This is a genomic window from Pseudomonas orientalis (assembly GCF_001439815.1).
Classification (GTDB): Bacteria; Pseudomonadota; Gammaproteobacteria; order Pseudomonadales; family Pseudomonadaceae; genus Aquipseudomonas; species Aquipseudomonas orientalis.
The window spans coordinates 115,250-130,256 of sequence record NZ_JYLM01000011.1; the positions used below are offsets into that span (position 1 = coordinate 115,250).

12 protein-coding genes are annotated in these 15,007 nt (G+C 59.0%); 4 read left to right on the top strand and 8 right to left on the bottom strand.

What is annotated here, in order from left to right; translation table 11 throughout:
- The first annotated feature begins 118 nt into the window (after positions 1-118).
- The 4 genes from TU82_RS23240 (at position 119) to TU82_RS23255 (ending at position 3,261) form a co-directional block, all read left to right on the top strand.
- A complete protein-coding gene (locus TU82_RS23240) occupies positions 119-1,084 on the top strand; it encodes a LysR family transcriptional regulator (protein WP_072024036.1) in 966 nt (321 codons plus the stop codon).
- 684 nt (positions 1,085-1,768) lie between these two features.
- A complete protein-coding gene (locus TU82_RS23245; protein ID WP_057725585.1) occupies positions 1,769-1,984 on the top strand; it encodes a hypothetical protein in 216 nt (71 codons plus the stop codon).
- A gap of 264 nt (positions 1,985-2,248) precedes the next feature.
- Complete coding sequence (locus TU82_RS23250) at positions 2,249-2,473, top strand: hypothetical protein (RefSeq protein ID WP_057725586.1); 225 nt, start codon at positions 2,249-2,251, stop codon at positions 2,471-2,473.
- Entirely contained in the window at positions 2,431-3,261 is an 831-nt protein-coding gene (locus TU82_RS23255) for a ketol-acid reductoisomerase (protein ID WP_156421691.1), read from the top strand. Before TU82_RS23250 ends, TU82_RS23255 begins: the two co-directional genes overlap by 43 nt.
- A 131-nt stretch (positions 3,262-3,392) precedes the next feature.
- Here TU82_RS23255 and tssA read toward each other — a convergent pair whose 3' ends face one another.
- From tssA to tssJ, 8 genes are all read right to left on the bottom strand, one after another.
- The gene (tssA, locus tag TU82_RS23260; protein WP_057725588.1) at positions 3,393-4,481 is read right to left on the bottom strand and encodes a type VI secretion system protein TssA; all 1,089 of its coding nucleotides are present in this window, start codon (positions 4,479-4,481) and stop codon (positions 3,393-3,395) included.
- Positions 4,482-4,589: 108 nt separating this feature from the next.
- Entirely contained in the window at positions 4,590-5,108 is a 519-nt protein-coding gene (locus tag TU82_RS23265) for an Hcp family type VI secretion system effector (RefSeq protein ID WP_057725589.1), read from the bottom strand.
- A gap of 162 nt (positions 5,109-5,270) precedes the next feature.
- Positions 5,271-7,754, bottom strand: coding sequence for a type VI secretion system membrane subunit TssM (gene tssM / locus TU82_RS23270; RefSeq protein WP_057725590.1), 2,484 nt, complete (start codon positions 7,752-7,754; stop codon positions 5,271-5,273).
- The gene (gene tagF, locus TU82_RS23275; protein WP_057725591.1) at positions 7,751-8,638 is read right to left on the bottom strand and encodes a type VI secretion system-associated protein TagF; all 888 of its coding nucleotides are present in this window, start codon (positions 8,636-8,638) and stop codon (positions 7,751-7,753) included. Before tagF ends, tssM begins: the two co-directional genes overlap by 4 nt.
- Positions 8,635-12,291, bottom strand: a complete 3,657-nt coding sequence (locus TU82_RS23280; protein WP_057725592.1) for a type VI secretion protein IcmF/TssM N-terminal domain-containing protein — start codon at positions 12,289-12,291, stop codon at positions 8,635-8,637. The genes tagF and TU82_RS23280 overlap by 4 nt, the downstream gene beginning before the upstream one ends.
- A gap of 30 nt (positions 12,292-12,321) precedes the next feature.
- Positions 12,322-13,035, bottom strand: a complete 714-nt coding sequence (locus TU82_RS23285) for a DotU family type IV/VI secretion system protein (protein ID WP_057725593.1) — start codon at positions 13,033-13,035, stop codon at positions 12,322-12,324.
- Positions 13,032-14,375 (bottom strand): type VI secretion system baseplate subunit TssK, encoded by a 1,344-nt coding sequence (gene tssK / locus TU82_RS23290; protein ID WP_057725594.1) that lies wholly within the window; start codon positions 14,373-14,375, stop codon positions 13,032-13,034. The genes TU82_RS23285 and tssK overlap by 4 nt, the downstream gene beginning before the upstream one ends.
- Entirely contained in the window at positions 14,372-15,004 is a 633-nt protein-coding gene (gene tssJ, locus TU82_RS23295; protein WP_057725595.1) for a type VI secretion system lipoprotein TssJ, read from the bottom strand. The genes tssK and tssJ overlap by 4 nt, the downstream gene beginning before the upstream one ends.
- Between the last annotated feature and the right edge of the window lie 3 nt (positions 15,005-15,007).

Consider the following 15,007-nt stretch of genomic DNA (forward strand, 5'->3'; position numbering starts at 1 on the left):
TTGAACGAAGCTCGCTGGAAGGCACGGCAAGCGCCTATCATCTATGCGTTGATCACATATATCTTTGGAGGATCTCCCCGAGAAATGTCCCATTCACCCACGCGAAGGAGGCATGACAATGCACTATGACAACGGCGTTAAGGCTCGGCAGACGGGTAAGCTGCTGTGGATGCAGTGTTTCGTACGTGCGGTGGAGACCGGCAGCTTTTCCGCGACGGCTCGCGAACTGGGCATCGGGCAGCCCAATGTGGGTCGACATATTGGGTCACTCGAATCGGACCTTGCCGTGCGCCTGTTGCACCGGACAACACGCAAGCTGTCGTTGACGACCGAAGGGGAGCGCTATTACATCGAAGCCCGGCGTGTTCTTGACGCCATTGACGAGGCTGAATCGGTGGCCCGCGGCGAAGACGAGCTCCGTGGTTTGATGCGCGTAAGTTGCTCAATGGTCGTCGGTTTGCTGCATGTGCAACCTTTGATCGCGCCATTGCTTGCGCGGTACCCGCAGTTGAATGTCGAACTGCATTTGTCCGACGAATACGTCGATCTGGTCGCAGAGCGCTTCGACTTGGCCGTGCGCGTGGGTACCCTGAAGAGCAACATGCTCGTTGCACGACAGGTCGGCGTATCCGAGCGCGCCGTTTTCGCCAGCACCGAATACCTCGAACGTCATGGCGAGCCTGACACACCACAAGACTTGATGAACCACGAGTGCATACTCAACACCCGTTTGCCCAACGGAGGTCTCTGGCCTTTCGTTGGCAACGAGATCAACATAACGGGTCGGTACCGCCTCAACAACCACGAGGCAATTGTGAGTGCCGTACGCCAGGGCATCGGCATCGGCCTTGCTCCCGTCTGGATCTTTGAAGGAGATCTTCGCGCGGGTCGCGTGAAGGCGTTGCTTCCCCGCCATCCGCTTCCCGCTGCTGAAGTCCACCTGGTTTATCCGGAGCGCAGACTGGTCGCCAAACGGACGCGGATATTCATGGATGCAATCGCCACCGCCTTTGCGGGCAAGACCTGCATGCAGTCCGGACACCTCGATAGACTTCGAAACTCCGGTGCCGCTCAGCTTGAATAATACAACGTGAGCGTTGGCGCTCAGCGCTCTTCAATCACGCAACTGATTTGTCAGAATCCTGGAATTCTCGCGATGACTGCGCTTTGCGAAGACTCGACAGAAATTGCCTGGTCTGGCGGTTGGATCTCGGACAGACGACGCGACATGTTGACGGCGCCGTTGCCACCAGTTGCTTCATCTTGGCACGCGCCGATTTACGCGTAGTCCACATGTAGTTGGGCGCGGTTGAACTGCTGACCATTGCGGTGCCGGGCGCGCCACAGCATCAGCACACCAGCCGAAGCGTCTATTTCACAAATCTCAGGCAAAAAAAAGCCACTCGATTGAGTGGCTTTTTCTTCAATGCTTGGAGCGGGAAACGAGACGCGACAACCCACTCTATCTCCTTGAAAAACCTGCTTTTTTGTTAAAAAACCGGCGTTTCGATGGGACTAATTTTGTACCGCTTTGCGGCCGCTGGCAAGGCCCCCTCGTCAGCCCGGTCGGCGACGGGTGTCAGTCAGGTCCGAGAGGGCTGTGCGGTGTCGCCGACAGCGGCTTCTGAAAACGTCGCCTGGGGTGAAAAAGTGCGGGGCCTGAGTGGTTAAATGGGGTATTCAGGAAGCCATACCGCCGCCGTTGGCCGAGGCCAGCGCGAACCCGCCGTCACCCTCTCCCACCCATGGCCCCAGGAGGTCCACTGTGATGACGATCATGAATCAGCCCCCCGCCCCCCCTGCCCAGGGCACCCTACGCCTGACCCGTGATGAAGTGCGGGTGTTGCAGTACTACCGCACCCTCTCGGAAACCGATCGCGAAGCCACGCGCTGCTTGCTGCAAGTGCTACAGGCCGCGCCGCCCGCACCCGCCCGCCGCCCTGCCAAGGCCAAGGCCAAGCGTACGCCCCCGATCAGGCTGTAGTAAAAAACCATTAAAGCCCCACGGGCTTTCTTGAAGGATGGATCACGCAGCAGCACACGGAGCGATCAGGAATGACCAGCGACGCACGGCGTGATCCTCCAGTGTGCTGCTGCGCATAGGACCCACAACCGACTAAAAAACTGTCAGAGATGACAGTAGACGCCTGCGACTCCCCGTCCGAGAATCAACCCTATGCGGTGACAATCTCCAGTCTCTGATACTGGGCTAGCAGATTTACCGCCAGCAATCGATGAGGGTTCGGTCATGGAGATCACTGAATGCCGCGCCGCAGACAACGTCATCTTGACGCTAAAACCAACGAGCACGCGAAGCAGGCGCCTGCTTTGCGGTCAGCTGCGCCAGATCAATCCGCCTGCCGAATATTTGATCCTGATCGAAGAATGGACGTCTCAAGCCCATTATGTGCGTTTCGAGCAGATTGCAACGTGCGAGCGCATGACAAAAAATCTGCGGGCACGCCCCGCCTGAGCACACCTATCAACCTGCGCTCACGCGTCATCCTGGCTATCGGCCTGTTCACCACCATGGGGCTGGCCCAGGCAGAACGCGCCCTCATCGAGCCGTCGCAGGTACAAGAAGCGATAACGATTGAAACAGCGATTGAAGCTCAAAGTGCCAACGCCGCCCCCGCCGACACCGCTTGGTATGTGGTGCTCAAGGGTACGACACCTGTCCTCATCACCGCGCCTCACGCCACGAAGCCCTATAGGGAAGGCAACTATCGTTTTTCTGACGGGGCAGGCACAGCCGCGCTGGCCAAATTGCTCAATACCTTAACGTGCGCGACCGTCATTTATACCCAATACCGCAGCCCCTCAGACCCCAACTATTACGACGGCAATGCCTTCAAGGCACAAGTCGCCGAGTTGATCAAACAGCAGAAGCCACAGTTATTGATTGACCTTCACGGCAGCAGCACCTCGCGCCCCTACGATGTCGACTTTGGCACCATGGAGGGTGCGTCGTTACTGGGACGCACTGATATTGTCCCGGGTCTGCGCAAAGCGTTGCGCAGGGAAGGACTTCGGAATTTCTCAGACAACTACTTCCCGGCCGCCAAGCATCATACGCTCACACGATTTGCCTCCTCTCTCGGCGTTCCCAGCGTTCAGCTGGAAATCAACAGCACTTGGCTGCTTCCATCGTTGGGGGATATCTATGCCCAACGTTTTGCCCAATTGCTGCAAGGCATCACCCGGTATATTCGAAATAGAACCGACAATCCCGAAGGCGCGTGTCGAGCGGATGTGTTGTGATTCCAACAGCCTTCGGCCCTGTTCTTCAACACTCGCAGCAGAAGCCCTTGAAGACAAAGCTGGATGATCGGCTCGTGGCCTTTTTTATGCCCGCCGATTACCAGAGGCCAGTAAACCTGGCAGATTTATACCTATACATCCGTCCCCAGAACATTACGAATCCCATCCACCACGCTGCTGTCCTTGATCACGTCGCTCAACCAGCTCTCCAGAGGCATATCCCCCCATTTGATAGCGCGCTCAATCAGCAGAGGCACTGGGCTGTGAGGCTCGGTTTGCTTGAAGTACTGGACCACGCCTCGAAGTTGGGCCAACGCTTCCGCACGGGATTGCGGCTCCGTGCGAATAGCCTCAACCGTGGACGGAGTGACCACCGGTTCGTGCTGTGCAGGTATACGTGGCGCCACAGGTTTTGTCGGTTGAGGGGCAACGGCCGGCGCAGGCGTTCGCACCACATCACCGCCGCGCTCCGCCAACAGTCTTTCAGTCAGTTGATTGACCCGAACCAGCGTTTCATCCAGGCGGGTCAGGCGCGGTGCGTCCAGCTCAAACAATACGTCAATCGATGTTTGCAGGCTTCGGCAAACGCTTAGGCATTTCTGCACCTCAGTGTGCCGAGTGTGCAGGTAGTCAACAGCCGTCAACGCGGCCGCCCGCTGGAACATTTCCCCATTGATCTTGCCCTCGGCCAGGCACGCATCCATCGCCTCCGGGCTCTGTCGTCCCCTGTTATCGACTTGAAGTGACTGGTCATACAGGGCTAGGCCGTAGGGTGGGTCCTGGGTTAGAGGAACGCTGGCGACAATATCGGTGAGAGTGGTGCTCAGCCACGCCAAACGTTCGGCTCGGGCCTCCAGTCCCTCGTCAAGGGCAGGATACAACCTTGGCCAATGCCCCTTAAGAATGGCGTCGCACACAGACAAGCCAAATGCGACCCCCTCAAACCGGTGTTGGTGGCCTAGCCCTTCGCACAACCAGGCCACCAAGCGCAGATCTTTGCTCTGCTGGGACAGGCCGTCAGCGCTCAGACGAACGACTTGCTCCCAATCCGCGTGTTTCAGTTCCGCTTGCCACTCACCCTGGGTCAGATAGGACGCATCGGCACGCCGTGCTTCCTTGATCTGATCGAACAGCTCGGAAAAGCTCAGATCGTCACCACCGCCCCCGTCGATAGGTTGGGTCAGGACGACGATGGAATATTCGTGCAAATGTTCAGACATGCTTACCTCTGGCTATCACCGATCATTGCCTCTATACGCAAAACGCCCCACCTCGATACCGAGGCAGGGCGTCGCCTCTACCCTTTCAATCAGGGCAAGGGGTATTGCTTAGGCATGCGTCTTGTTCTTGGTGCGATCCCAGCCGCCCACAACTTTGCCGCCACCTTGACCGTCGCCGCGCTTCTGCTGTACGTACTCGGTCTTGATTCGCGCATAGTTGAACTTGACTTCTTCCTTGGGCAGATCACTGACGTCGGCAGCGTCGTTGCCGGCGTCCATGTTGCCCAGGAACTTGACGGAAGACACCACCACTTCTTCCATGGTGATGGTCAGGTAGGTGACTTTGTCGCCTCCCGCGCGGTTGACGTGCAGCACCAACTCTTTGATGTGCTGACCCTTACAGCAGGTTTCGAACAACTTGGCCGAGGCTTTGTCGACGACCTTACGGATCGAAAAATCACTCAGGTTCACGCGCTCCGATGAGGCGCCGCCGGCCGAGCTGGCGGTGGCGGAAGTGGCTTGGGTGGCGCCATATTCGTAGCCCACCACTTCGATCCAGTCAGCGTGCTTGTCGTCGGTGCTTTCACCAGGAATGCCGTCGATTTTCAGGTATGCATCAAATGCCATTGGGTAAAACTCCTTCATTGGTGTAAGGCGGTGTCCATCCATCAGCGGAACACGGCACCTTTGCGATAAGTCCCATTGCCCAAGCAAATGAGACGTTTACTGGTGTTACCGAGTAGGCGTTCCCGCTCGACAACCAGTATTTTTTTGCGCGCCCCCATGCCGTCATGGCTGTGCGCGCACTTCAATCTCCACACGGCGGTTCGGCTCCAGGCACTTGATCAGCTCCGCGCGCGGCAATGCGCTGTCGCAGCGCACCAAAGGCCGACGACTCCCCTCCCCGATGGCCGTGACCAGCTCCTGGGGTACGCCTTTGCCAACCAGGTAGGTTTTGATGGTCTCGGCGCGCTGGCGAGAAACCCGCAGGTTGCTCTCGGCATCGCCGATTTGATCGGCATGGCCGGCAATCACAATGGTGCCGACGTTAGGGGTATTGAGCAGCTTGGCGGCAATCTGGCTCAGTTGCAGCCGGCCGCTATCCTTCAGGCTCTGCAAGTCCGCCCGACCGAACGCAAACAAGGTGTCCGACTCCAGGGTGATGGTCTCAATAGCCCGCAGTGACTGCGCTAACAGGCTGTTGATGTAGTTGCGCGAACTGGAGACCAGGAACGCGTTGTCCATAATCCTGGGCACGTCCGGCTCGTTGATCTGTTCGATGTAAAACGCGATTTGCCGCCCGGCATACAGGTAGTCGCCGGTTTCGGGCTGAACGGCTCCTGCTTGGGTGGCCAGATGACGGGCAATGCTGGGGTACCAAAAGTCTGGAAGCGTCTGTTTGAGCAACAGCGGGTCCGCCGTGCCCTGCCCGGATTTGGCAAGCATTTGGTAGGTCTTCAGCGTTGTCTTGCCGAACTGAGCGATGGATGACGCGCGGTTGTCCTGGGGCAAGGCCCGCGGCTCAACGCTGTCGATACCGGTCACAGGGTGTTTATCCTGGGTGGTGCGCTGATAAACCTTGAGCGTCGGTAACAGCGATAACGACCGCGTCAGGTTCTCTGCAGCGGGCGTCAGCATCACCCGTTCCAACTCGGCAAAATAATGCTCACGGACCTCTGGCTCGATCAGCCAACCTTGATAAAGCCCCAGACGCAAAGCCCACGGCACGCCGGTTTGACGGTGTTGGTCGTAGTAATCTGCTGCACTGGCGCGCAAACGGTCCAGGCGCTGCCAGGCCGCATACGTTCCCGGTGACTGGGCATCCTGCTCCGCGGCCAGCGCCAAGTCGCCAGCGAGGCCCTTAATGGCCAGCGTGTTCTGCCAAAAAGACACACCCCACGCACCACAAACAGCCAGCGCCAAGACCGCCCCCCCCAGACGCCAACCGCGAAGACGACGATCCTCACGACGGTTACGGCTGTACAGCATCACCAGATGTTGATCCGGAATGATGACCTTCTGGAACAGGCTCTGGATGAACAGCGATTGTGGCTGGGCCGCGCCTTGAGCCGTGCTGGATAGCGGCGCCAGGGCAAACCGTTGGCTGACTTGGCGGTTGTGCTCACCCAACGCTGCACACTGAGCATCCAAGGCGCTGGTGAAATAGAACCCGCGCAGCAAGGTCGACTTCTGATAAGGATTGGCTTGCACCAAGGCGGCGACAAACCCTCTTAAGACCGGTTTGAACGCCATCAGCTCCAGCGGAAAGCGGTACACCGTTGGGTCTTCTCGCGTGATGCGAATGTCTTGCTGCACCAACTGCTCACCCGCCACCTGTTGCCAGTGCCCGGTCCACAGGTCCAGCGCCTGGGAAAAACGCGCGCCCCAGTCGGCGTGTTCAAATTGCGCATGGGGGAAGGTCGTCCCTAGCACTCCTGCTTGGTGCGAAGCGTGCCCCTGCCGGTAAAACTCGCTGAACCCTGGTAACAGGTCACACTTGGTGAAGACCAGATAGATCGGCAGCGTCAGCTCCAGCAACGCCTGTGCTTCCTGCACCCGCTCACGCAACCGCTTGGCCAACTGTTCGCACTCGAGCGGCGAGGCGCTGAGCAGGTCCTCCAGGCTGACCGTCACGATCAAGCCGTTCAGCGGTTGGCGAGGGCGGTATTGACGCAGCAGGGTCAAAAAGCCGCGCCAACGACCCGCCTCCTCCGGGGCGTCCATGTAACGGCCTGCTGTATCGAGCAACACCGCTTCGGCACTGAAAAACCAATCGCAGTTACGCGTCCCGCCCAAACCCACGGTGCGCATGCCCTCACGTTCCGCGTACGGAAAGTGCAGCCCCGATTGCAGCAACATCGAACTTTTACCGGAAGCTGGTTGGCCAATCACCAAGTACCAGGGCAAGGCATACAGCGCATCGCGCGAGTGCCGTCCACGCGTGCCGGCACGCAAGCGAGCGATACTCTGCAATAAGCGTTCACGTAATAGACTGACCTCCTCACGGTCGGCAGGGCTGGCGTTCAATACCGCCTGATCGGCGTCATCACGCAATAGCACTTCCAGATCCTGATACTGCGCGGCCCCACGCTGCAACAACACCACATACAGCGACGAAGACAGCAGAAACCCACCTATCCCCACCATCAGGCTGCCCAGGGAGGTGAATCCCAGCCACACGCCCAACTTCCAGATGACAAAGAGCATCAGGAAGCAACCGACCCCGACCACATAAGGCTGATACTTCAAAAAGTAATACTTGAGCCGATTCATGCGCTCGCCCCCTGTTGCCGCAGCGACGCGAGCAACCTGCGCAACGACTGGTCTGCCCTCACGTCAGGGCATTCAATGCCAGGCTCTGCGTGAAGCAATGAGGGGCAAGACAACCCACCTGCCAGGACGCGATACGCGGTGGCGACATGCCGCGAAGCGAAGCAGAGCAGTCCGGGATGCATAAAGTCGTCCACCAGCACACTGACCGTCGGCACATGGCCATTGTGTTGGCCAGCCCACCAATCGCACCAGAAATCCGCCACGGGCCGCTTCAACCCCCGCTCGGCCGGAAGTGGGAAATGCACCACAGGCGGACGCGCCTCACAAACGCTTTCGCTCAGGCCTTGCAGGTGCGCTTGCAAAGACAAGCCATGCAGGTTGGCGTAGGAGTGCTGCAACGCGTTAGCAATATCGCCTAGCTCGAAGTCATCGAGGAACTTCTGATGCACGCGCTGATACAAGGCGAGATCGGCGCGATCCCAAGGGCGCAGCGTAGCTAAACGGCGAAATACCAAAGCAACCTCTAAACCTTGCGCCGCATCGATCAACAACGGTTTGATCTGGGCGGCGAAGACTTCAGCCAGTGTATGAGCACTGAGCTCGCCATCGGAGCCGCGAACGAGTTGAAAGATAAAGAACGGATAGCGCCTGCCGCTGCTGTCACGTGAACTGACCACCCCGCCCAACAACCAGGCACCGGTTGTACTGACAAAGCTGAAGTAGCACAGAGGCAGTTCGTCAAAACGCGCCTGCCACTGCTCACCGTGATCGAGATCAACCAGGGTGCGTTGCAACCATCGATCGAACTCCGCCACCTCCGGCAGTGCACCATGCAGGCTGACGAAATCCGCGCTGGCGGGGATTTTTCCAAAGCAGCCAATCATGTGCCGTCTGCCCGCGCTGTGCCGCCCAAGGAACCAAGGGACTTCACGTCTCCGAGGTCAGTCAGGCGTACACCGCCATAGTTGCGCAGCACAAGACTGATGTCCCCGCCTTGTGCCTGCCAGGTAAAACGCTGGCGGACCTGGTCCAGGTTGGCGACCTTGGCGCTGTCGTTCATTTTCAACAGGCCCCAACGACCTGGATAATCGAACACGGTCTTGCGCTCCCCAGTCAGCGTCACCACCTCCAGGCGCGCACCAGGACTCTGCGAGTTCCCCGGCCAAGTGAACCGACTCCATTGCGGCTTACCGTTGCGGTAGTGCTGCACCTGACCATCGAGGGTCAGAATCAGATCGGTGAACCGCGCGGACGGTTCCAGCATCACCTCAAACCCATTGCCTGGATCGGACAGGCTGGCAATCACTTCACCCAGTGCGCTGGCCTTCTCGATACCCTGCAGCATGCGTGGACTCACCAACGGCGCGCTGCCAGCCGCGCGGCTCATGCCTAACCCCTCCCCTCCGGCCAGGTTACCGATTTCGTTGCGCTGAAAAGCCGGCATCAGCCCGGTGGTGGGGTCTACAAAGCGCTGCAGATCCTTGACCGAGGCCTCGTTGTCGGCTGCCGGATTAAGTGGGTAGCGATGGGCGAGGTTTTGCTGCCACGGTTTTATAATCTGCTGCGCCCATGCCTTGGCGACCTGTTCGCCGGCCGGAGCCCGTAGGCTTTCCCAGCTAAGCATGATGGGCGCATTGAACAGGCGCTTCAGCGAAGCGGAGAGACTGTTCTGCGATGTCTCGATACTGCTTTCAACATAGTTGCGTAAGGCGGTGATCTCAGTCGGCTGCCCGTCGAGGGTTTCAATAACCAATTGCTTGCTGCTTTTCCCCAGGTCCTGAGAGCGTTCGATATTGCTCAAACGCACCTTGAGTTTGCGCAGTGCTGCCAAATAACGGTCCATGACCGTACGATCCGCGCCGTCCGGATTTTCAGCGGAGAACAAACGCGAGACGCTTTCAAATTGGCTGCTCAGGGCGCCGTCGCTGAACGACAGCGTAGCGGCCAAACCGGCAGCGGCAGACTCTTCCAGCCCATCACCGCTGGGCGGCCGGTCCCACAACGTGTTGTGATGCACCGACATCAGCACCTGCTTGAGTGGCGAGTTATGGACATCGCTCAACGGCGCCAAGTGCTGCAATGCCTCCTCGATCGTACTGAACTGACGCACGCCCGTCCCCGCCAGAAAACGCGTCCAGGCTGCCGCGTAGTCACGTTTGTACAGCGCCAAGAGGTCGCGGATCACATTGACCTTCTGCACGTCCTGGTCCACATCTTGACCTTCGAGCACCCAATCACTGTCATGCCGCAAAGGGCCGCCAAGCAGCTTAAGCAGCGCCGGCTGCACAAATTGCTCCCAGCCCTGACGGGTATAAAGCGCAGGCACCGAATGCGAGGAGAACAGCAAGTTTCGGCCTGAGCCCGAGATCATTTGATTCAGGCTCAGTGCCGGGAACTGCTGATCAGACTCCAGTTGCAGCCTGAGGTATTCACGCTCCACCAGAGAGCTGCTGATCATCAAGGACTTGAGGCTTTGCCGTGCAGCGCTGACGAGGCTGTCATTACGCGACAGAGCCGGCGCATCGCCTTGATGTATCAATTGCGCATAGAGTTCGGTGTTGCTGTTCACTGATGCTGCGTTCAAGCGCAGTCCCATAGGCTGCGCCACCTGGCGCCAAGCCAATGGCAACGCGACAGACAGAAAATCGGTGTCGGGATGTTGCTGCGGAGCGGTCAGAATCAAGTACAGTTTCAGCGCACTGTAAGCTTCGACCAAGGTGGTCGCCTGCGCCTCATTGAGGCGACTTACGACTTGCTCGGAGAGTGCCAGCCCTGCACGTGACAGCGCCGCTTGCCGTTCGATATTCACGCGCTCTGCCACTGCGGCCTGCGCCCCACGCGACACTTTTTTTGGCACGACAACTTCATGCGGCTCATGGGTCAGCTGTGCGGCCAGCTCGTTCAAGTCATGCAACTGCAGCTGCAGGTGCCGACTGATCGGGGCCAACACTTGGCGCTGTAGCTGTGCACTGTAGGCCGCCTGCAGCGGTGCCCGCAGTTCACTCCCCGGATACAACCTGACCGCCAACGCCCACGGATCGTCTCTGTCCTCCTGCGACTTAAGCTGCTGCAACTGCTCGCGTAACATCTCAAGAGTCGCCAGCGCATCCGCGCCTGAGGTCTGATGAGCCTTGAGGTCATGTGCCAGCTCGGTCAGCCACAACCGCGTGGTATGAAAGGCACTCGCCTGCCACAATACCCCCCCCACCGCGACCAACACTGCGCCGGTCAAGAGCGCTGGCCGCCACGCATGGCGTGCCCCCTGCCGGGCGCGGTAAAGGCCCAGCTCCCTATCCGGGAACAGGATGTTGCGAAAGACGCCGGTTATAAAATAGCTCTTCTCACCGGTATGGCTGGCGACCGCTTGCCCAGCAGGCTTCAAGCCATAGCGCTCGCTCAGTTCATCTTCATGAATGGCCGGCAGCGCCCGCCCATCCTGCAAGGCGCTGGTAAAGTACAGGCCGCGTAACAGCAAAGGCGCTGGTGTGCAATCGACACCGCCAAACGGCGCCAGAAAATCTGCCAGTACGCCGGACAAATCCGCCAGATAGCGCGGGAACTGTAAACGCTCAATGGCATCGTCCGCCGAATGCGAAACCTGCGCTCCCACGTGTTGATTGAGGCGCTGTAGCAGGGCACTGAACTTGCCTTCCAATACCTGACGCACGCCCTGCTTGCGCAGCGCGCCCAACTCGAAGGTCATCCCCAGCGGCTGTTGGCGGGCCTCGGCATCCAGCCCATCAAACACTGCATTGAAACCGGGTAGCAGGTCCGTCTTGCTGAGCATCAGGTAGACCGGTGGGCTCACCCCCAGGCTGTCACCGTATTGCTGAATACGCGCCACCAACTGTGCGCAGAGAACCCCGCGCTCCTGCGGACTGGCCAACAGTATCTCCGGCAAGCTGACGACCAGCACCAAGCCATTGATCGCAGGTCGCCGCCGCTGGCGCTTGAGCAACTTCAGGAAACCGGTGAACTCGTGCGCAGACTGGTCGTCGCTCAGATAGCGACCCGCCGTATCGATCATCACCGCCTCGGGGCTGAAGTACCAGTCACAATGTTGGGTCCCGCTCTGCAGCCCCGGCGTCGACCCGCCAGCCACCCGTGCCGATAAGCCTGCCCGGGTCAGCAGCGAGGTTTTACCCGAGGCCGACAAGCCGATGACCAGATACCAGGGCAGATCAGACAAGGCCGCCGAACCACCGCCCCCCGCTTCCGGCGCAGCCCGCAGTAATTTCACGGCATGTTGCAACCGCTCACGCAGCACTTGATGATCGCGAAATTCGCCACCCCGCTGCTCGCGGTCAACTTCAACATTGAGCAGGTGTTCCAGGTTACGTTCAGTACGAATTCGTCCGTACTGGCGCAGTACTACCCACAACAAACAAGAGGCACTGAACAATGCCATGCCAACCCATACGGCTTCCCGTTCTATAACGGTCCACAGCAGCACCGCGCCGCCGAGCGACAGTCCCAACAGCCACACCAGCAACCAGAGAAACCAGAAACTTTTGATAATTCGAAAGAGTGTCTTCATTACATCCTGACCTGAAGTGTCGACTGAGGCTTAAACGCCGAACAGGCGAGTGAGTTGTTCGGCGAGCAACGCTACGTCGCGTTCAAGCAACCAACGCAGCACCCAAAATACGATGCCGCAGCCTGCCGCCAACAGCGCCACATACAGCCACATCGGCACTTCGTAGCGCAGCAGATGCGAGACTTGGTCCGGCAACGCCCAGTCCGGTGACAGCGCCTGCGGTACCTGTTGTCCCCTGGCCAAGTCCTGCCCAAGGCTGTTGGCGATGTAAGCCAACTGCTCTTTCTGTTCCAGGCTGTACCGGCCCTCGAAACCCAGCGCCAGGCACAAGTGATAAACCTCCAGAACATCGCGATTGCCTTTTACGTCCTCACGTAGTTGCGTCAGTTTTTCGAACAAGCCCTCACCGGCCAGGTGCACGCCGAAATACTGAAACTGCAAGCTGTGTACTTCGAAATGTGAGCGCAGCGGACTTTCACCCGCGCGTAATACGCTCTCGTCCAGGAAGGCGCACAGTGCGTACTGCGTGTCCTTGACCTGCTCGACGCTGTAGCCGGCGGCTCGGGCATCGTGCTCCAGGCCAGTGAAGAACTGGTCCACACTGCGGACAAATTGGGTGACGTCCTGCGCCTGACTGCCGCGACGGATCAACAAGGCCATGGACAGAAAATCGCGGACGAGGTCCTTCATCAAGAGTTTCTCTACGGGCGCGGCAACAACGCCCAAGGTCTGTGCAAAGGTCATTTGGGCACCGCCATCAGTTCAAGCTTGAGGTTTTTGAAAGCATTGGGGACGTAGAAACAAATAGCCTGGGCAGCCACCATCCGTTCGTAGACTTTGCCCTGGGGTTCAATTGCGAAATAGTGGTTATCCAGGCGCAGGGGAATCGCACTCGGCAGTCGCGAAACCGGGTTGAGCACCACGCCAGGCATGGCAGCATTGACCACCACTTCAATTTCTTCCGGAGCACCGACCTTGAACGCACGGGGCACCAGCTCCAGCAAGGTCACACCGGGCATATCGGCATGGACGGCGATATAGAAGTCCGCATCGGCCAACCGAGGATCGCGCAATCGCCCGGTGTAGAAGGAAGGCTTGTTCTGCTCCAGGTCGATGACGATGCACTGGTTGGGCACGACGTTGTCCAGCAGCTCCCGGATCAGCGTGTCCAGTTTCAGTAATCCCGGTGCTGGATCCTGGTGGTCATAAACCGGGAGATCGCCAAGTTCACCGCGCAAGGAAAACGTCAGCAAGCTGCCGGCCAGCGCGGCCAGGCAGCGATAAAGTTGTTCCGGGTGTACGCCCGGATGCTGGAGCAGATGAGCCAACTCCGGGTAGGCGCGGTTCACCGTGTTCAACAACCAGAACAAGGTAACATCGCTGCTACCGAACTCCGCCAGTTGATCACCGCGCTCGCGCCGCCGCGCCCCTAGCATCTGGCTTTTGCCGTGCAGCACTGCAAGCAGGCGTTGGCCGATCATCAGGGGCGTACGATGCGCGCCCAAGTGCAAGGTGGGCGGTACAAACTGCTCATCGCAGCGAAAACCGCCCACGGTGTCCCGTGCAAGTCGCAATAAAGGACACGCCGTATAACCGTCGAGATCATCGCCTTCGACCAACATCACGGCATTCAAACGCAGCCGGGTGATCTCGCTCTCCAGCTCACCTTCGTTCAGATCAGGCAAGGCGTCGAATCGTTTGCAGAAACGCCGCGGCCCCTGAGACGTCATGGCCTCATCCTGATAGTTGGCACCGGCAGGCTGCGGTAACCTCAACGCGACATAAACCCTGAGGTGTTTTTCCTTGAACAACACGTTCAAGTCTCGGGCGAGCGGCAGCGGGTCGTGCTGCGGCGCGTCGAAGGCAGTGCCGTCGGGAAATACCAGTTTCAGACGCGTCAGTTGCAATCGCCCTTCGGCCAATGCGTCGCCATCTACTTCCAGGGCCTGCACCCCCCAGTAAAACGGAGTACTTCGCAACGTGGCCTGAGCCTGTTGATGCTGATGAAAGGCGTCCTGATACTGGAAGTGTTGGGGCAGCATGAACATGCCCTCGTACCACATGACCTGATTATGCTGGCTCATAGCGGGGCCTCACCGGGCGCCGGCGATGACAGATCATCCCCGTCAGCCTTCACCTGCGCAGTCTCCAAGCCTCGATCTCGCCACTGCGCAACCTCATCCAGCACATCGACCCCACGTGCGGCCATCACCCGCGAGCCATCGAGCACGACACGCACACCGTCCGGAGAAAACCACAGGCCATCCTTGCGCAACGAATCCGCCGCGTACGCGATCTTCCAGGGTTGCCTGGAGGGTTCCTGGAAAAAGGCCGCAACCCCGACAAAGCGAGTGGCCTCGCCCAACGGCCAGTTTTCGACCTGGCCGATGCCGGGCAGAACGGTCAGTTCGCGTGCATCCAACATCGTCGAGCCCAGTGTCTGTTGCGGCACTCCCCACAAGGCATCCGCACTTGCTGCCGCGAACGACTCCAACCGGGACAACTGATACACCCGTACGACGACAGACAGCGGCTGCCCATCTGCCCCCGCATTCAGTTGGTTGCCGCCATCGATGGTCATGCGCAGGCGATCAGGGCTGCTGAACATCATGTCGCTCATCCACGAGTCGCCCATCTTTTTCCCTGCACGATCAGTCACTCCGCACGCACTCAGGGCGAGCGTGAGCAGCACCAAGATTCCTATCCGGTACATAGT